This is a genomic window from Mesorhizobium sp. M0598 (genome assembly GCF_040320865.1).
In the GTDB taxonomy this organism is placed as follows: Bacteria; Pseudomonadota; Alphaproteobacteria; order Rhizobiales; family Rhizobiaceae; genus Mesorhizobium.
In genome coordinates this window covers 126,355-144,724 of the sequence record NZ_JAMYQL010000008.1, presented here as the reverse complement: position 1 = coordinate 144,724, position 18,370 = coordinate 126,355, and the positions used below count along the sequence as shown (strand labels likewise).

The 18,370-nt window shown below is 64.5% G+C and carries 11 protein-coding genes; 7 read left to right on the top strand and 4 right to left on the bottom strand.

The features are described 5' to 3' along the window. Window positions 1-9 precede the first annotated feature (9 nt). The 7 genes from glnT to NKI59_RS13315 all read left to right on the top strand — a co-directional run bounded on the left by glnT (window position 10) and on the right by NKI59_RS13315 (window position 11,243). The gene (gene glnT / locus NKI59_RS13345; protein WP_352704673.1) at window positions 10-1,317 is read left to right on the top strand and encodes a type III glutamate--ammonia ligase; all 1,308 of its coding nucleotides are present in this window, start codon (window positions 10-12) and stop codon (window positions 1,315-1,317) included. 35 nt (window positions 1,318-1,352) lie between these two features. Further along, entirely contained in the window at window positions 1,353-2,606 is a 1,254-nt protein-coding gene (locus NKI59_RS13340) for a sarcosine oxidase subunit beta family protein (protein WP_023673982.1), read from the top strand. A 17-nt stretch (window positions 2,607-2,623) separates the two neighbouring features. Beyond that, window positions 2,624-2,899 (top strand): sarcosine oxidase subunit delta, encoded by a 276-nt coding sequence (locus NKI59_RS13335; protein WP_023673981.1) that lies wholly within the window; start codon window positions 2,624-2,626, stop codon window positions 2,897-2,899. Beyond that, the gene (locus NKI59_RS13330; protein WP_352645630.1) at window positions 2,899-5,883 is read left to right on the top strand and encodes a sarcosine oxidase subunit alpha; all 2,985 of its coding nucleotides are present in this window, start codon (window positions 2,899-2,901) and stop codon (window positions 5,881-5,883) included. The genes NKI59_RS13335 and NKI59_RS13330 overlap by 1 nt, the downstream gene beginning before the upstream one ends. Further along, complete coding sequence (locus NKI59_RS13325) at window positions 5,876-6,505, top strand: sarcosine oxidase subunit gamma (RefSeq protein WP_023675990.1); 630 nt, start codon at window positions 5,876-5,878, stop codon at window positions 6,503-6,505. The genes NKI59_RS13330 and NKI59_RS13325 overlap by 8 nt, the downstream gene beginning before the upstream one ends. Window positions 6,506-6,770: 265 nt before the next feature. Further along, window positions 6,771-9,137, top strand: coding sequence for a trimethylamine N-oxide demethylase (locus tag NKI59_RS13320; protein ID WP_352704671.1), 2,367 nt, complete (start codon window positions 6,771-6,773; stop codon window positions 9,135-9,137). Window positions 9,138-9,533: 396 nt separating this feature from the next. Beyond that, on the top strand, window positions 9,534-11,243 hold the full coding sequence (locus tag NKI59_RS13315) for a trimethylamine N-oxide permease (protein ID WP_023675992.1): 1,710 nt from the start codon (window positions 9,534-9,536) through the stop codon (window positions 11,241-11,243). Window positions 11,244-11,390: 147 nt separating this feature from the next. On the opposite strand, the gene msuE is transcribed toward NKI59_RS13315, so the two are convergent. The 4 genes from msuE to NKI59_RS13295 all read right to left on the bottom strand — a co-directional run bounded on the left by msuE (window position 11,391) and on the right by NKI59_RS13295 (window position 18,260). Beyond that, a complete protein-coding gene (gene msuE, locus NKI59_RS13310) occupies window positions 11,391-11,951 on the bottom strand; it encodes an FMN reductase (RefSeq protein ID WP_023675993.1) in 561 nt (186 codons plus the stop codon). A 115-nt stretch (window positions 11,952-12,066) separates the two neighbouring features. Further along, a complete protein-coding gene (locus NKI59_RS13305; protein ID WP_023675994.1) occupies window positions 12,067-13,422 on the bottom strand; it encodes an LLM class flavin-dependent oxidoreductase in 1,356 nt (451 codons plus the stop codon). Window positions 13,423-13,555: 133 nt separating this feature from the next. Continuing rightward, window positions 13,556-15,049 carry an aldehyde dehydrogenase family protein gene (locus NKI59_RS13300; protein ID WP_352704669.1) on the bottom strand — a complete coding sequence of 498 codons (1,494 nt, stop codon included), beginning with the start codon at window positions 15,047-15,049 and terminating at the stop codon, window positions 13,556-13,558. A 70-nt stretch (window positions 15,050-15,119) separates the two neighbouring features. Next, complete coding sequence (locus NKI59_RS13295) at window positions 15,120-18,260, bottom strand: efflux RND transporter permease subunit (protein WP_023675996.1); 3,141 nt, start codon at window positions 18,258-18,260, stop codon at window positions 15,120-15,122. Window positions 18,261-18,370: the final 110 nt, after the last annotated feature.

The window sequence follows — 18,370 nt, the reverse complement described above, 5'->3', positions numbered from 1 at the left end:
GGAACTATAATGGGGAACGATCTCGCCGCCTTCGCCAAGGAGAAGGGCGTCAAATATTTCATGATATCCTACACCGACCTGTTCGGTGGGCAACGCGCCAAGCTGGTGCCGGCGCAGGCGATCGCCGACATGCAGCGGGACGGTGCCGGCTTTGCCGGCTTTGCCACCTGGCTCGACCTGACGCCGGCGCATCCCGACATGCTGGCGGTGCCGGATCCGGCCTCGGTGATCCAGTTGCCTTGGAAGCCGGAGGTCGCCTGGGTCGCCGCCAACTGCATCATGGACGACAAATCGGTCGAGCAGGCGCCGCGCAACACGCTGAAGCGGTTGATCGCGGAGGCGGCCGGCGACGGCATGCACATCAAGACCGGCGTCGAGGCCGAATTCTTCCTGATCTCGCCGGATGGCAAGACGATTTCCGACGAATACGACACGGCGTCGAAGCCCTGCTACGACCAGCAGGCGGTGATGCGCCGCTACGATGTGATCGCCGAGATCTGCGACCACATGCTGGCGCTCGGCTGGGGCGCCTACCAGAACGACCACGAGGACGCCAACGGCCAGTTCGAGATGAACTGGGCCTTCGACGATGCGCTGGCGACCGCCGACAAGCATTCCTTCTTCAAATTCATGGTGAAATCGGTCGCCGAAAAGCACGGCCTGCGCGCAACCTTCATGCCTAAACCCTTCCAGGGCCTGACCGGCAATGGCTGCCATGCGCATATCTCGGTGTGGGACAAAGACGGCAAGACCAATGTCTTTGCCGATATTGCGATGGAGCTCGGCCTGTCGGCCAAGGGCAGGAATTTCCTCGGCGGCATCATGAAACATGCGTCCGCGCTTGCCGCCATCACCAACCCGACGGTCAATTCCTACAAGCGCATCAACGCACCGCGCACCATCTCCGGCGCCACCTGGGCGCCGAACACGGTGACCTGGACGGGCAACAACCGCACCCACATGGTGCGCGTACCCGGCCCCGGCCGCTTCGAGCTGCGCCTGCCCGACGGCGCGGCGAACCCGTATCTGCTGCAGGCGGTGATCATCGCCGCCGGGCTCGACGGTATCCGCTCGAAGGCCGATCCCGGCCGGCGCTACGACATCGACATGTACCAGTTCGGCCATACGGTCGAAGGGGCGCCGAAGCTGCCGCTCAACCTGCTCGACGCGTTGCGCGAGTTCGACAACGACAAATCGCTCAAGGCGGCGCTGGGTGAGGAATTCTCGTCGGCCTATCTAAAGCTCAAGCAGCAGGAATGGAATTCCTATGCTTCCCACTTCACCCAGTGGGAGCGCGACCACACGCTCGACATCTGATCCGGAATTGTTGCACGCCGGCGCGAAACAGGTTCATGAAATACTCGATCTTCTCCCTCGCCCGGGCGGCATTTTCCGGCCATAAGAACTGGCAGCGCACTTGGCGCGACGCCAGCCCAAAGAGCCACTACGACGTGGTGATCATCGGCGGCGGCGGCCATGGCCTGGCGACGGCATGGTTCCTCGCCAGCGAATACGGCATCAGGAATGTCGCCGTGCTGGAAAAGGGCTGGATCGGCTCCGGCAATGCCGGCCGCAACACCACCATCATCCGCTCCAATTACGGGCTGCCCGGCAATACCGGCTTCTACGAGCTGTCGATGAAGCTGTGGGAGCGGATGGAGCAGGACCTAAACTACAACACCATGGTCAGCCAGCGCGGCGTCATCAACCTCTACCATTCCGACGCGCAGCGCGACGCCTATGCGCGGCGCGGCAACACCATGCGCATCAACGGCATCGATGCCGAACTGCTCGATCTGGCGGCGGTCAGGAAGATGATGCCGTTCCTGAACTTCGACGATGCGCGCTTTCCAGTGCAAGGCGGGCTTTTGCAGCGGCGCGGCGGCACGGCGCGCCACGACGCCGTGGTCTGGGGCTATGCGCATGCGGCGAGCGCGCTCGGCGTCGACATCATCCAGAACTGCGAGGTGACCGGCTTTGTCCGCGATGGAAGCGGCAAGGTGACCGGCGTCGAGACGAGCCGCGGCAGGATCGGCGCGGCCAAGGTCGGCATGGCGGTCGCCGGCTCCTCGTCGCGCGTCGCGGCGATGGCCGGCATGCGGCTGCCGATCGAAAGCCATGTGCTGCAGGCCTTCGTCTCCGAGGCGATCAAGCCGCTGATCCCCAATGTCATGACGTTCGGCGCCGGCCATTTCTACGTCAGCCAGTCCGACAAGGGCGGCCTGGTCTTCGGCGGCGATATAGACGGCTACAATTCCTACGCCCAGCGCGGCAATCTGCCTGTCATGGAAGACGTCTGCGAAGGCGGCATGGCGCTGATGCCGATGATCGGCCGGATACGGCTTCTGCGTCAGTGGGGCGGCATCATGGACATGTCGATGGACGGCTCGCCGATCATCGACAAAACACCGGTCGACGGGCTCTATCTCAACGCCGGCTGGTGCTATGGCGGCTTCAAGGCGACGCCCGGCTCCGGCCTGGTCTTTGCTCATCTGCTGGCGCGCGACGAGCCGCACAAGGAGGCTGCCCGCTTTCGTCTCGACCGCTTCCGGCGAGGTGCGATGATCGACGAAAAGGGCCAGGGCGCCCAACCGAACCTGCATTGAAGGCTGGCTGAAGAAGCATGCGCATTGTCTGTCCCTTCTGCGGCGAACGCGAACTCGGCGAGTTCACCTATCTGGGCGACGCCAAGCCGGTGCGTCCGGCGGCCGGCGCCACCGAAGACGAGGTCTTCGACTACGTCTATCTGCGCGACAACATCGCCGGGCCGATGAGCGAATACTGGTACCATGGCGGCGGCTGCCGGGCCTGGCTGAAGGTCGCCCGCAACACGCTGAGGCATGAGATTTCCTCCGTCGAGCCGGCGGCCGGCGTTGGTGCCGCCAAGGTTGGCGCCTGATGGTTGGCTCCGCGCAGATACATCGGCTGGAGAGCGGCGGTCTCATCGATCGCGCCGCGCCGCTGGCCTTCCGCTTCGACGGCAAGAGCTTTGCCGGCTTCCAAGGCGACACGCTGGCCTCGGCGCTGATCGCTAATGGCGTCAAGCTGGTCGGCCGCTCTTTCAAATACCATCGACCGCGCGGCATCCTGACCGCTGGTTCGGAGGAGCCCAACGCGCTGGTCGAACTGCGCAGCGGAGCGCGGCGCGAGCCGAACACCAAGGCGACCACGGCCGAACTCTATGACGGGCTCGAAGCCGCCAGCCAGAACCGCTGGCCGTCGCTGCGCCACGATCTGATGGCGGTCAATCAGCTGTTCGCGCCGATCTTCGTCGCCGGCTTCTACTACAAGACCTTCATGTGGCCGGCGAAATTCTGGGAAACGATCTACGAGCCAACGATTCGCCGCGCCGCCGGCCTCGGCCGCGCTGCAGGCGTCGCCGATCCCGACCATTACGACAAGGCGTGGGCGCATTGCGACGTGCTGATTGCCGGGTCCGGCCCGGCCGGGCTGGCTGCGGCACTGGCGGCCGGGCGCGGCGGCGCCCGCGTCATCCTGTGCGAGGAAGATTTTGCGCTTGGCGGCCGTCTGCTCGCCGACGGCGGCATGATCGACGGCGCGCCGGCGGCCGAATGGATTACGCGCACGCTGGCCGAACTTGCCGCACTGCCCGATGTCCGCATCATGACCCGCACGACATTGTTCGGCGTCTATGATGGCGGCACCTATGGCGCCATCGAGCGGGTCAACGACCACCTGCCCTCGCCGCCCGAGCACCAGGTGCGCCAGCGGCTGTGGCGGATCGTGGCCAAGCGCTGCGTCGTCGCCGCCGGCGCCATCGAGCGGCCGATCGTCTTTGCCGGTAACGACACGCCGGGCGTGATGATGGCTTCGGCTATGCGGACCTATGTCGCGCGCTACGCGGTTACCCCTGCCAAGAGGATCGCGCTGTTCACCAACAATGAGGATGGCTGGCGCACGGTCGAGCCCGCGCTTGGCGCCGGTTTGCAGATCGCGGCGGTCGTCGATGCGCGCCCGGACGTCTCCGCCGCGCATCGCGCGCTTGCCGCCAAAGGCGGCTTTGCCGTGCTCAACGGCTCGGTCAGCGGCGTCGAAGGCGGCAAGGACGGGGTCCGGAAAATCGTGGTGGCGCTGACCGGCGGCGCACGGGCGGAAGTCGAAGCCGACGGGCTTGCCGTGTCCGGCGGCTGGAATCCGGCGGTCGGGCTGACCTCCTATCATCGCGGCCGGCCGAAATGGCAGGACGATATCGCAGCCTTCGTGCCGGATGGTGCGCCGCCCGGCATGGTGGCCGCCGGCGCCGCCAACGGCGCCTTCGGGCTGGGCGACTGCCTGCGCCAGGGCTTTGCCGCGGGTGCTGCGGCAGCGCAGAGTGCTGGACGCAGCGGCAATGCCGGCACATCGCCGGTCGCCGACAGCGAGGCGTTTTCGCTGACGCCGCTTTGGTATGTGGCCGGCAAAGGGAAAGCCTTCGTCGATTACCAGCATGACGTGACCGCGTCCGACATCGAACTGGCGCAGCGCGAAGGTTTCGAATCGGTCGAGCATCTCAAGCGCTATACGACGCTCGGCATGGCCACCGACCAGGGCAAGACCTCGAACGTCGCCGGTCTCGCCATCATGGCGGCAATCAGCGGCAAATCGATCCCCGAAACCGGCACGACGATCTACCGCCCGCCCTATGTGCCGGTCGCCATCGGCGCCTTCGCCGGCCATCACCGTGACGAGAATTTCCATGCGACGCGGCTGACGCCATCGCATCACTGGGCGGCCGAACAGGGCGCGATCTTCGTCGACACCGGCCTGTGGAAGCGCGCGCAATGGTATCCGCGCGCCGGCGAAAAGGACTGGCTGGAATCGGTCACCCGCGAGGTCAAGGCGGTGCGCTCCGGCGTCGGCTTCTGCGATGTCTCGACGCTCGGCAAGATCGACGTGCACGGCCCGGATGCCGGCGCCTTTCTCGACCGCGTCTACATCAACACCTTCTCCAGTCTCGCCGTCGGCAAAGCCCGCTACGGGCTGATGCTGCGCGAGGACGGCATCGTCTATGACGACGGCACGACGTCACGGCTGGCCGAGGACCACTATTTCCTGACCACCACCACCGCCAAGGCCGGGCTGGTGATGCAGCATCTCGAATTCTGCCGGCAGGTGCTGTTCCCCGAATTCGACGTTCAGCTGACATCCGTCTCGGACCAGTGGGCGCAATTCTCGATCGCCGGGCCGAAGACCCGTGACCTGCTCCGGGAAATCGTCGCTCCGTCCGAGGATTTGTCGAACGAAGGTTTTCCGTTCATGGGGGCGCGGGAAGTCGCGCTTCGCGGTGGCATCAAGGCGCGGCTGTTCCGCATCTCGTTTTCGGGCGAAATGGCGTTCGAGATTTCGGTTCCCGCCCGCTATGGCGAGGCGCTGGTGCGCAATTTGATGCTGGCCGGCAAGCCGTTCGGCGTTACGCCCTACGGTACCGAGGCGCTCGGCGTCATGCGCATCGAAAAGGGCCATGTCGCCGGCCCGGAGCTGAACGGCACGACGACCGCCGCCGACCTCGGGTTGGGCAAGATGATGTCCAGCAAGAAAGATTTCATCGGCCGCGTCATGGCCGGGCGCGAGGCGCTGATTGCGCCGGACCGCCAGGTCGTGGTCGGCATCAAGCCGGTCGACAAGACGCGCCGCCTGCGTTCCGGCGCGCATATCATCCCGAAGGGCGAGACGCCCGGTCCCGATAACGACCAGGGCTACGTCACCTCGGTCTGCTTCTCGCCGACGCTCGACCAGTGGATTGGGTTGGCACTGGTTGAGCGCGGGCGCGAGCGCATCGGCGAAATCGTCCATGCGCATGACCCGCTGCGCGGCGAAGACTACGACGTCGAGCTGTGCAGTCCCGTCTTCTACGATCCGGATGGAGGGCGCCAGCGTGGCTGAGTTTTCCTGGATTGCCCGCAGTCCGCTGGAGAAAGCGCTTGTTGTCGGCGCCTATGGCGCGCGCGGCACGGCGGCCGGCGTATCGCTCACCGAGATCCGCAATTTCGACCTGATCCAGGTGATGGCGCGGCGCGGCAAAGCGGCAGAACTGGGGAAGGCCGCCGAAACCCGCTTCGGCGTTGCCGCCCCGGAAACGCCCAAGGCGACCCAAACTCCCGACGCTACGCTGATCTGGTCGGGACCGGATCAGTTCCTGGTCCTGTCCAATGGCGGCAAGCACCCGAGCGAACCGCTGAGCCAGGCGTTTGCGCAATCCGCCTCGTTGTCCGACCAGTCGCATGCCCGCGCGCTGATCAGCGTTTCCGGAGAAAAGGCGCGCGCGATGCTGGCCAAACTGTCGTCGCTAGACCTGCACCCCGCGGCGTTCCCGGCCGGCACCGCTGCGGCGACCTCGGTCGATCACACCAGCATCAATCTCTGGCGTGGCAATGACCGGCCGGACGGACAGGCGGTGTTCAATCTTCTGGTGTTCGCCACCTTCGCGGAAAGCCTGTGGCATACGATGCTGGACGCTGCCGCCGAGTATGGCGTCGAGATCAGCCACAACGAGGAGTTGGCATAGCCTTGGCGCGTCTTCCCTTCTCCCCTTGTGGGAGAAGGTGGATCGGCGCGCAACGCCGAGACGGATGAGGGGTGTTCCAGCGGAGTGAGAGGCTGGCGTTCCCTGGGACACCCCTCATCCGTCGCCTTCGGCGACACCTTCTCCCACAAGGGGAGAAGGGGGAGCTTGTGCCACCTTCACCTTGCCAAACCCGATCCCCCTGCTATTCTTCCCGCTAAAATAATTTTACACACAGGCAAACTTGTTTCTCGAAACCAAGGTTGAGATGAGCCAGTCGCCCTACCCCGTCGTCGCCGGACCGCCCCGGCCGAGCCTGATCCTGCGGCCAGGCCAGATTACGCTGCCGGCCGGGATGGAGCGCTACTCGGTTCAGGGCAATGGCGCGATGCTGATCGAGGTCGAGGCCGGCGACATTGTCACCGTGCGCGATGTCGAGGGCGGGCAGGCCTGCGAGCTGCTGGCATGGGACAGCAGCGACGCGACCGATCCCGGCATTCTCGGCGAGAAATCGAACAGCAATGCCGCCGGCATCAAGGCGCTGCTGGCCGAAGGCGACGACAGCCTCGCATCCTTGCGCCGGGGGCTCGAGCGGCGCCAGGTGCAGCTCGACCAGGCGAAGGCGGTTCGCGTTTTCGGCGGCGCCACCCCTGCCGGTACCGAACAGGCTTTTACCGTCGCCCGCGATGGGTCGATGCTGATTGCCGCGCCCGGCGGGCCGATGCTGGTCGACGGCCACGATACGGCGACGCCGCTTAGCGTCATCGTCCGCCGCGCCACCATCCGCCCTGCGGCGAAATCCAGGCTTGCCGACCCGCTGGCCGATCCCGTGCTCGACCTGCGCGTCCATTCGGCGACGGCGGAGGCCTACTTCGTCAAGGCGGGCGACTATCTGCAGATCATCGATGTCGACGGGCGCCAATGCACCGACTTCCAGTGCTTTTCGGCGCGCAAGCTGGACAAGGGCCGCGATCATCCGCTCGACGTGACGACGACGCGCACGCTGATGGGTTCGAGCTATCCGATGCCCGGTCTGCACTCGAAATACTACGACCAGGACATGGAGCCGCTGGTCGAGGTTGTGCAGGACACTTGCGGCCGCCACGATGCATTCGCGCTCGCCTGCGCGGCCAAATATTACGACGACATCGGTTATCCCGGCCATCCCAACTGCTCGGAGAATTTCAACCACGCGCTGGCCGACAAGGGTGTCACGCCTCGCGCCGGCTGGATGGCGATCAACTTCTTCTTCAACACGGCCATCGACGCGCATGGCGTCGTGGTATCGGACGAGCCGTGGTCGCGGCCGGGCGACTATGTGCTACTCAGGGCGCTCACGGACATCGTCTGCGCCTCGTCCGCCTGCCCCGACGATACGACGCCGGCCAATGGCTGGAACCTGACCGACATCCATGTGCGAACCTATCCCGGCCAGCACAAATTCTCGCGAGCGATCGCCAGACGCATGACGCCCGATTCGGAACCGAAAATGACCCGCGAGACCGCCTTTCATTCGAGCTTTGCCAAGCACACCCGCAACTTCGTCGAGTACAAGGGCTATTGGCTGGCCAATTCCTTCGCCAGGCAAGGCCCGATCGATGAATACTGGGCCTGCCGGCAGGACGCCGTGATCATGGACCTGTCGCCGCTGCGCAAGTTCGAGGTCACCGGGCCGGACTCCGAGGCGCTGCTGCAATACACGCTGACCCGCGACATCAAGAAGCTCGGCGTCGGCCAGGTCGTCTATTCCGCCATGTGCTACGAGCATGGCGGCATGATCGACGACGGCACGCTGCTCAGGCTCGGCAAGGATAATTTCCGCTGGGTCGGCGGCGACGATCTATCCGGCGAATGGCTGCGCGAGACGGCGACAAAGCTCGGCCTCAACGTGCTGGTGCGCTCGTCGACCGACCAGATGCACAATGTTGCCGTGCAGGGGCCGAAAAGCCGCGACGTCCTGCGGCAGATCATCTGGACCTCGCCGCTGCAGCCGTCGATCGACGAACTCGAATGGTTCCGTTTCGCCGTTGCCCGCATCGGCGGCGGCAACGGCATTCCGGTCGTTGTCTCGCGCACCGGTTACACCGGCGAGCTCGGCTACGAGATCTGGTGCCATCCGCGCGACGCCGAAAAGGTCTTCGACGCGATCTGGCAGGCCGGCCAGCCGCACGGCCTGAAGCCGATGGGGCTGCAGGCGCTCGATATGGTGCGCATCGAGGCCGGGCTGATCTTTGCTGCTCACGAGTTTTCCGACCAGACGGATCCGTTCGAGGCCGGCATCGGCTTCACCGTACCGCTGAAGACCAAGAGCGACGATTTCATCGGCCGCGAGGCGCTGATCCGGCGCAAGGAAAACCCGCAGAAGAAGCTGGTCGGCCTCGACATCGACGCCAATATCGCGGTCGGCCACGGCGATTGCGTGCATGTCGGCCGGGCCCAGATCGGCGTCGTCACCTCCGGCATGCGCTCGCCGGTGCTGAACAAGACCATCGCGCTGGCCAGGCTCGACGTCGCGCATTCGGCGATCGGCACCGAGGTCGAGATCGGCAAGCTCGACGGCCACAGCAAGCGGCTGCCGGCGCGCGTCGTCGCCTTCGCCCATTACGACCCGCAAAAGAACAGGCCGCGCTCCTGACCGACGCTTCCTGGTTCTTCCCTTCTCCCCTTGTGGGAGAAGGTGGATTGGCGCGCAGCGCCAAGACGGTTGAGGGGTGCTGGACGAAGTGCGGTTTTGCCAAGCTGGAACACCCCTCATCCGACCGAGCTTCGCTCGGCCACCTTCTCCCACAAGGGGAGAAGGACAGACCGCACCCTTGGGCAGCGCCAGCGAAGCTCGACTGTTTCACAAGCGCAATGTGCACAGCGTCACAAAGCGCTTGACGTGAAAGCGCGTTGGGTCAATCTTCACTGCTAAGAAAAAAATACTACTGAGCGGAAAACGCCTGGGGCCGTTCAACGTGAGCGTCGATGACGCCTCGCGAGATTGCGGCTGTTGCCGATGGGGAACATCAAAAATGGGGAATCCACGTAAATGAGCACGATAGTCACCACCTTGGTGCCGCCTGCCGAAGGGCAGCTGCACCGGAACATCGATTGGCGCGGCGCCTTCTGGGTGGCAAGCGGCGTTCCGGCCCTTGTCCTGTTTTCGATCGGCGGCATCGCCGGCACCACCGGAACACTGGCCTTCCTGATCTGGGCCGTATCCATGGTCATGGGCTTCCTGCAGTCCTTCACCTATGCGGAGATCGCCGGGCTGTTCCCGAACAAATCCGGCGGCGCCTCGGTCTACGGCGCCACCGCATGGCTGCGCTATTCGAAATTCATCGCGCCGCTTTCGGTGTGGTGCAACTGGTTCGCCTGGTCGCCGGTTCTGTCGCTCGGCTGCTCGATCGCCGCCGCCTATATCCTCAACGCACTGGCGCCGGTGCCGCTGTTCACCGACACTTCGCCGGAAGTCGCCGCCTATATTGCGGCCCATGCCGGAACCAGCGCCGCTGACGCCATCACCGCGGTCACCGCGGCGGCGACGCCGGCGATCCGTAACTGGACGCTCTACGGTCACACGCTTGGCCCGGTTTCCTTCACCTTCAACGCCACCTTCTTCATCGGCGCGGTGCTGATGCTGATCATCTTCTCGATCCAGCATCGCGGCATCCTGGGCACGGCCAACGTGCAGAAATATATCGGCCTGCTGGTGATCATCCCGATGCTCATCGTCGGCGTGGTGCCGATCGTCACCGGCCAGATCAACTGGGCAAATTTTTCGCCGCTGGTGCCGCTCGCCGCCGCCTATGCGCCGGAGGCCGGCGCGTGGAACATCGCCGGCTGGACGCTGGTGCTCGGCGGCATGTTCATCGCGGCATGGTCGACCTACGGCTTCGAGACCGCGGTCTGCTACACCTCCGAGTTCAAAAACCCGGGCACCGATACCTTCAAGGCGATCTTCTACTCCGGCCTGTTGTGCATGCTGCTGTTCATCCTGGTGCCGTTCACCTTCCAGGGCGTGCTCGGCTTGAACGGCATGCTGGCGACGCCGATCGTCGACGGCTCCGGCGTTGCCGATGCGCTGGCCGGCATGGTCGGCGGCGGACAGCTGATCCACAGCCTGCTGGTGATGCTGATGATCCTGGCGCTGGTGCTCTGCATCATGACGGCGATGGCCGGCTCCTCGCGCACGCTCTATCAAGGTTCGGTCGACGGCTGGCTGCCGCGCTATCTCAGCCATGTCAACGAGCACGGCGCCCCGACGCGGGCGATGTGGACCGACCTGATCTTCAACCTGATCGTGCTGGCCATCGCCTCGGCCGACGCAACGAGCTTCTTCTTCATCCTGGCGGTGTCGAATTGCGGCTACATCATCTTCAACTTCCTTAATCTCAATGCCGGCTGGATCCACCGCATCGACAATGGCCACATCGCGCGGCCATGGAAGGCGCCGAGCTGGGTACTCGGCCTCGGCGCCATCTTTGCCTATGTCAACGCGGTCTTCATGGGCGCCGGCGCCAAGGTGTGGAACCCGATGGCATTGTGGGCCGGGCTGATCACGGCAGCCTTGATCATCCCGGTGTTCTGCTTCCGGCACTACATCCAGGACAAGGGCAAATTCCCCGACCACATGCTGGCCGATCTCGGCATGAGCTCGTCCGACCTTGCGGTGAAAAAGGCGGGGATGCTGCCCTATCTGACGCTGGTCGCCGGCGTCGTGGTGATGCTGCTCGCCAACTGGCTGTTCGTCATCTGACGGCTTGCCTTGAGGGATCGGGCGCGCAAGGCGCGCTCGATCCCTGCATTTTGTTCTTGCTTTGTGCCGGCAGCTATGCTACTAATCTCGATATGGTGCTGATTCGCCCCGAGACCCGCCGCCGAGGCGGGTTTTTCTTTTTAGGGGCTATTCGGCAGCGGTGCCTGCGCGGGAGCGACCGCCAAGCGCTGCACCGATATCCTCGAGCACCTGTCCGACGCGCGCCTGGATCGTCTCGGACGCAAGCACGCCGTCGATGAAATCCCTGTCCGAAGCGTAGATCGCGGTCGGCAGCGTAAAGGCCTCGAAGAAGCCGAACAGCGGCCTCAGCTGGTGCTCGATGATCAGCGCATGCCGGTCGCCGCCGCCGGTCGCCAGCAGCACCACCGGCTTGCCCCTGAGCGCCGTTGGGTCGACAAGATCGAAGAAGTGCTTGAACAGGCCGGTGTAGCTGCCCTTGTAGGTGGGCGAGCCTACGACGAGCACGTCCGCCGCGACGACGCACTTGAGGATATCGCCCGCTTGCGCATCCAGTTCACGCGCCCATCTGGCGCCACCGAGGCTGGGGCCGAGGTCGACGACGTCATGCGTGCTGGCGGCCAGGCCATATCTGCCGGCTACCTCGTTCACGATACGATCGACGAAGCCGCGCGTCTTGGACGGCCGGGTGAAATTGCCTGAGAAACCGACAACGGCCGGATTGGTCATGATGCAAAGCCCTCGCGACGATTTCGGGCTGCCAGCCCGCTGCTCATGACCCTATGGACATTCGGACCGAACGAAAAGAACGGATGCTTGCCACGGTCTAAAATCATTACCGGTTCTAACCAGCTTTGCGGATCGCTGCCGTCTCAGGTTGGAAGAACCGGTTTGGCGGCCGCTTCAGGCCAAGATTTTCGCGCAGGGTCGATCCTTCGTATTCGCTCCTGAAAATGCCGCGCCGCTGCAATTCGGGCACGATTTTCTCGACGAAATCATCCAATCCGGCGGGAAGATAGGGGAACATGACGTTGAACCCGTCCGAGCCTTCGGTGACTAGCCATTCCTCCATCTCGTCGGCGATGGTTTTCGAAGTGCCGACGAAGGCAAGACCGGAATAGCCGCCCAGCCGCTGCGCAAGCTGCCTGACGGTCAGGTTTTCCTTGCGCGCCAGTTCGATGACGCGCTCGCGGCCGCTCTTGCTGGCGTTGCTTTCCGGGATTTCGGGCAAGACTGAATCCGGATCGAACCGCGACGCGTCGTGGCCGAGCGCGATCGACAGCGAGGCGACGCCGCTCTCGTAGTAGACGAGGCTGTCGAGCTTGGCCCGCTTCGTCTGCGCCTCCTCGACAGTCTCGCCGACAATGACGAAGGCGCCGGGCAGGATCTTGATGTCGTCGCGCGACCGGCCAAGTTTTTGCGCACGTTCCTTGACGTCGGCAAAGAAGCGCTGCCCCGAGGCGAGATCGGCATGGGCGGCGAAGATCACCTCGGCCGTTTCCGCGGCGAGCTGCCGTCCGGCCTCCGACGCGCCGGCCTGCACGATGACCGGCCAGCCCTGCACCGGCCGCGCGATATTGAGCGGTCCCCGCACCGAAAGATATTCGCCCTTGTGGTCGAGCACATGCAGCTTCGCCGGATCGAAATAGAGCCCGCTTTCGGCGTCGCGGATGAAGGCATCGTCGGCAAAACTGTCCCACAGGCCGGTGACGACATCATAAAACTCCCGCGCCCGGCGATAGCGCTCGTTGTGCTCGACATGCTCGTCGAGGCCGAAATTCAGCGCGGCGTCGGGATTGGATGTGGTGACGATATTCCAGCCGGCGCGCCCGCCGCTGATATGGTCGAGAGAGGCGAAACGACGGGCGATGTGGTACGGCGCGTCGAACGTCGTCGAGGCGGTTGCGATCAGCCCGATACGATCGGTGACGGCGGCAAGCGCCGACAACAGCGTGAACGGCTCGAAGGACGTGACCGTGTGGCTGCGCCGCAGCGCCTCGATCGGCATGTTGAGCACGGCCAGGTGGTCGGCCATGAAGAAGGCGTCGAACTTCGCCGCTTCCAGCCTTTGCGCGAAGTGCTTGAGATGCGCGAAATTGAAGTTGGCGTCGGGATAGGCGCCCGGGTAGCGCCAGGCGCCGGTATGAAGGCTGACGGGCCGCATGAAAGCGCCAAGCCGCAATTGTCGATTTTCTGCCATGGAAAAACGCACCGATGACGACGAGCGTAACGCTCCAATTGCTCGAGCATGGGATGGCTTTGCGGCCATGGGAAGGAATTCTGTTTTGCAAAACCGGCGTCGGGGAGCATTTTTTGTGCGGGCGGCGGACCGATCAATCGATCTTGATGAACACGCCCTTGGTGTTGAGATACTCAGCGAGGTGCTCGGCGCCGCCCTCGCGGCCGTAGCCGCTCATCTTGTAGCCGCCGAAGGGCACGGCCGGATCGATGGCGTGATAGGTATTGACCCAGACCGAGCCGGCGCGGATCTTGCGCGACAGCTGGTGGGCGGTGGCGAGATTTTGGGTGAAGACCCCTGCAGCCAGGCCGTAAGGCGTGTTGTTGGCCCGCTCGACCGCCTCGTCCAGCGTATCGAACGGCAAGGCTGAAATCACCGGCCCGAATATCTCCTCACGGGCGATCTTCATGTTGTCCGAGACGCCGGCAAAGACGGTCGGCGCGACGAAATTGCCGGCGGCAAGCGCGCCTTCCACAAGCCGGGTGCCTCCGGTGACGAGTTTCGCCCCTTCCGCGGTGCCGGCCTCGAGGTAACCGGTGACCCGTTGCAGCTGCTTTTCGGAGACGAGCGGACCGATCTCGGTCGCCGGGTCGATGCCGTCGCCGACCCTGAGACCCTTGGCGTATGCCGCGAGCCGCTCGACGAACTCGTCATGGACGGTGCGTTCGACGAAAAGGCGCGAACCGGCGATGCAGATCTGGCCGGAATTGGCGAACACCGACATCGCCGCCACCGGCACCGCCTTGTCGAGATCGGCATCGGCGCAGACGATGACCGGCGACTTGCCGCCGAGCTCCAGGGAGACGCGCTTGAGGTTGCCGGCCGAGGCCCGCACGATCGACTGGCCGGTTGCCGTCGAGCCGGTGAAGACGATCTTGTCGATGCCCATATGCTCGGCGAGTGCGGCACCTGCCTCGGTGCCGGTGCCGGTGACGATGTTGACGACGCCGGCCGGCACGCCGGCCTCGTTCATGATGTCGGCGATCAAAAGTGGCGTCAGCGGCGCCTCTTCCGACGGCTTCAGCACGATGGTGCAGCCGGTCGCCAGCGCCGGCCCGATCTTCCAGATCGACGCCGCCGTTGGCGCGTTCCAGGGAATGATGGCGCCGACGACGCCGACCGGCTCCTTGCGGGTGAAAGAGACGATTTCGCCGGGCAGCGAGTTGTCGATCGTCTCGCCGTGCAGCGCCGTCGCCATGCCGGCATAGTAGCGCAGCATGCCGATGACGCGGTTGCGATTGGCGCGGGTGCGTATGATCGGCATGCCCATGTCGGTGGTGTCGGAGCGGCTGATCTCTTCCCAGTGCTTTTCGAAGAGGTCGGCGATCCTCAGCAGCAGCACCTGCCGCTCATAAGGCTTGAACCGGCTCCACGGGCCCTCGAACGCCTTGCGCGCAGCAGTCACCGCCGAGTCGATGTCCTGCCGGTCGGCGCGCGGCACCGTGGCGATGACCGCGCCGGTGGCGGGATTGCGGCTCTCCGTGGTCCGGCCGGAGCGGGCATCGACCCAGCCGCCGCCGATGAACATCTGGCGATGGCGCCCGTCGATCGGCAGCCGCAGCGGTGCCTTTGTCTGAGCCATGGTCATGACGGTCCTCCTCCGGCGCCTACGCCTGGTGGGCGGATTAAACCGCCGGAGGTCACATTTGCCAACAGCTCTATTCGGCCGCCAGGGCCAGTTGCGGCCTTTCGCTTTCTTCTGCCACCTTGGCCGCCTCTTCCGTTGCCACCACCTTCTTGGGCTCCCTGCCGAAGAACAGCGCATAGGCTGCCGGCAGGACAAGGATGGTCAGCACCGTGGCGACGAGAATGCCGCCCATCATGGCGTAGGCGAGCGGCCCCCAGAAGACGCCGCGCGAGATCGGGATCAGCGCCAGCACCGCCGTCAGCGCCGTCAGCACGATCGGCCGGAACCGGCGCACCGCCGAGCCGATGATGGCCTCGGAGCGCTCCACGCCGGCGGCGATGTCCTGGTCGATCTGGTCGACCAGGATGATCGAGTTGCGCATGATGATGCCGAGCAGGGCGATGACGCCGAGGATGGCGACGAAGCCGAACGGCGCGCCGCTGATCAAAAGTGCCGCGGCCGCGCCGATGATGCCGAGCGGACCGGTGGCCAGCACCAGCATGGCCTTGCCGAAATGCTGCAGCTGGATCATCAGCAGCACGACGATGACGGCCAGCATGATCGGCGCTTTCGCCGCAATCGAGGCCTGGCTTTCGGCCGCATCCTCGGCGCCGCCCTGGATCTCGATCTTGTAGCCGGGTGCGAGGCTGGCGCGCAGGCCCTGCATCTCGCTGTACATTTTCATGGCGACATCGTTCGGCTGCACGCCGTCCGGCAGCGTGGCGCGCACGCTGATGGTCGGCAAGCGGTCGCGCCGCCATTCGACGCCTTGCTCCAGCACCGGGACGATCTTGGCGACCTGCGACAGCGGCACGGAGCCACCGAAATCGGTCGGGATGTAGACGGAGTCGACCGCCGACAGCAGGTGACGGCTTGCCTCCGGCTCACGGGCGACGATCGAAACCGTCTCCTCGCCGTCGCGGAAGTCATCGAGCGGCGCTCCCGACATGGTCGCCTGCAGTATCTGGCGGATGCGCTGCGAGGTGACGCCGAGCGCACGGGCGCGATCCTGGTCGATCACCAGCTTCATCGCCGGCACCGGCTCCAGCCAGTCGTCGTGGATGGCGCCGAGCAGCGGATTTGCCTGGAACTTCGCCTTCACCTCGTCGGCGATGCGGCGCACCTCCTGGCGATCCGGACCCATGACGCGCATCTGCACCGGCCAGCCGGTCGGCGGACCAAGGAACAGGCGATCGACCTTGGCGCGGATCGATGGGAAATCCTCGGCCAGGATGGTGCGCAGCTTGACGATCAGCCGCTCGCGGGCTGGTTCGTCATTGGCCATCACCAGAAGCTGGGCGAAGTTCGGGTTGCGAAGCTGCTGGTCGAGCGGCAGGAAGAAGCGCGGCGCGCCTTCGCCGATATAGGTGGCGATGAAGCGCTTGTCCTTGTCGTCCATCATCCTGGCTTCGAGCGCCTTGGCCTGGGTCTCGACTTCCTTGATGCTGGTGCCTTCCGGCAACCAGAGGTCGACAAGGATTTCCGGGCGCGACGATTGCGGGAAGAAATTCTGCGGGATGAACTGGAACGCCCACAGGCTGGTGGCAAACGTCATCAGCGTCATCACCAGGACGATGATGCGGTGGCGCACCGCCCATGCAACGGTCGAGCGAAGACGGCGGTAGAAGCGCGTGTCGAAGACATCGTGATGGTTGCCGGCGTGCTTGCGCTGCTTCAGGATCATGTGGCCGAGCCATGGCGTGAAATAGACCGCCGCGAACCAGGACACGATCAGCGCGATGCCGACGACGTAAAAAAGGGTGCGCACATATTCGCCGGCGGTCGAGGCAGCGAACCCGACGGGAATGAAGCCGGCCGTCGTGATCAGCGTGCCGGTCAGCATCGGGAAAGCGGTCGAGGAGTAGGCGAAGCTCGCCGCCTCGACCTTGACCAAGCCTTCCTCTAGTTTTCGCTCCATCATTTCGACGACGATCATCGCGTCGTCGACCAAGAGCCCAAGAGCGATGATCAGCGCGCCGAGCGAAATGCGCTGCAGGTCGATGCCGAGCTCGTACATGATGGCGAAGGTGGCGGCCAGGACCAGCGGAATGACGATCGCGATCACCAGGCCCGAGCGCCAGCCGATCGACAGGAACGATACAAAAAGCACGATCAGCAGCGCTTCGCCGAGCGCTTCCATGAACTCGCTCACCGCCTCCTTCACGACATGCGGCTGGTCGGAAATCTGATCGACCGAAACGCCATAGGGCAGCGCCTCTTCGAAGCGCTTGTAGGTCGCTTCGACGTCCTTGCCGACGTCGGTGACGTTGAAGCCCTTGGCCATGACGACGCCGAGCTGGACGCTGTCGTGTCCGTTGAAACGGTACTTGCGCTGGTACGGATCCTCGAGGCCCGAGGTCACGGTGGCGATGTCGCCGAGGCGCGTCACCTGGTTGCCGGCGCGCAGGCGAAGCTCGCGGATGTCGGCCGCCCTGGTGACATCGCCCTCGACCGAAATGCGCACCGAACGCTGGCCGGTGTCGACCGAACCTGCCGGGTCGACATTGTTCTGGCCTCGGATCGCATTCTGCAGGTCGGTCAACGTCAGGCCACGTTCGGCAAGCGCCTTGGATGAAACGTCGATGTAGAGTTTTTCCGGCTGGTCGCCGATGATCACGGCCTTCTCGACACCGGGCGTCGTCAGCAGCATGTCACGCGCCTGGATGGCGAATTTCTTCAGCTCGGGATAGCTGTAGCCGTCGCCGCTGATCGAATGCAGGGTGATGAACGTGTCACCGAATTCGTCATTGAAGTAAGGCCCAAGCAGCCCCTGCGGCAGCTCATTGGCGATATCGCCGACCTTCTTGCGCACCTGATAGAAAGCATCGGCGACCTGCGCCGGATTGGTGTCGCCCTTGACCTGCAAGGTGATGATGGCGCTGCCGGCGCGGGTGTAGGAGCGGACGAAATCGAGGTGCGGCGTTTCCTGCAGCTTGCGCTCGATCTTGTTGACGACCTGGTCCTCCATCTCCTTGATCGAGGAGCCTGGCCAGATCGCCTGGACGACCATGACGCGGAAGGTGAAATCGGGGTCTTCCTTTTGGCCCATGCGCATCAGGCCGAGCGCACCGGCCACGATGATCAGCCCGAACAGGAAGCGGGCAATGCTCGGATGGCCGATTGCCCAGCGCGAAAGATTGAAAGACCGCTTTTCATTGGTGTCGATGGTCATCGGCGTCAGTCCGTTTCAATTTGATCAACAGAGCACGCGCTTTCGCATGCCCAAGGAACTTCCGATGTGGGCTTCCGGGCGGCGTGGCTTTCCGAGTTGAGAGATCTACA

Bases quoted from the DNA above. Each gene is read 5' to 3' on its own strand.
- glnT (WP_352704673.1), top strand. From the start codon at position 10: ATGGGGAACGATCTCGCCGCCTTCGCCAAGGAGAAGGGCGTCAAATAT.
- NKI59_RS13340 (WP_023673982.1), top strand. From the start codon at position 1,353: ATGAAATACTCGATCTTCTCCCTCGCCCGGGCGGCATTTTCCGGCCAT.
- NKI59_RS13335 (WP_023673981.1), top strand. From the start codon at position 2,624: ATGCGCATTGTCTGTCCCTTCTGCGGCGAACGCGAACTCGGCGAGTTC.
- NKI59_RS13330 (WP_352645630.1), top strand. From the start codon at position 2,899: ATGGTTGGCTCCGCGCAGATACATCGGCTGGAGAGCGGCGGTCTCATC.
- NKI59_RS13320 (WP_352704671.1), top strand. From the start codon at position 6,771: ATGAGCCAGTCGCCCTACCCCGTCGTCGCCGGACCGCCCCGGCCGAGC.
- NKI59_RS13315 (WP_023675992.1), top strand. From the start codon at position 9,534: ATGAGCACGATAGTCACCACCTTGGTGCCGCCTGCCGAAGGGCAGCTG.
- msuE (WP_023675993.1), bottom strand. From the start codon at position 11,951: ATGACCAATCCGGCCGTTGTCGGTTTCTCAGGCAATTTCACCCGGCCG.
- NKI59_RS13305 (WP_023675994.1), bottom strand. From the start codon at position 13,422: ATGGCAGAAAATCGACAATTGCGGCTTGGCGCTTTCATGCGGCCCGTC.
- NKI59_RS13300 (WP_352704669.1), bottom strand. From the start codon at position 15,049: ATGACCATGGCTCAGACAAAGGCACCGCTGCGGCTGCCGATCGACGGG.
- NKI59_RS13295 (WP_023675996.1), bottom strand. From the start codon at position 18,260: ATGACCATCGACACCAATGAAAAGCGGTCTTTCAATCTTTCGCGCTGG.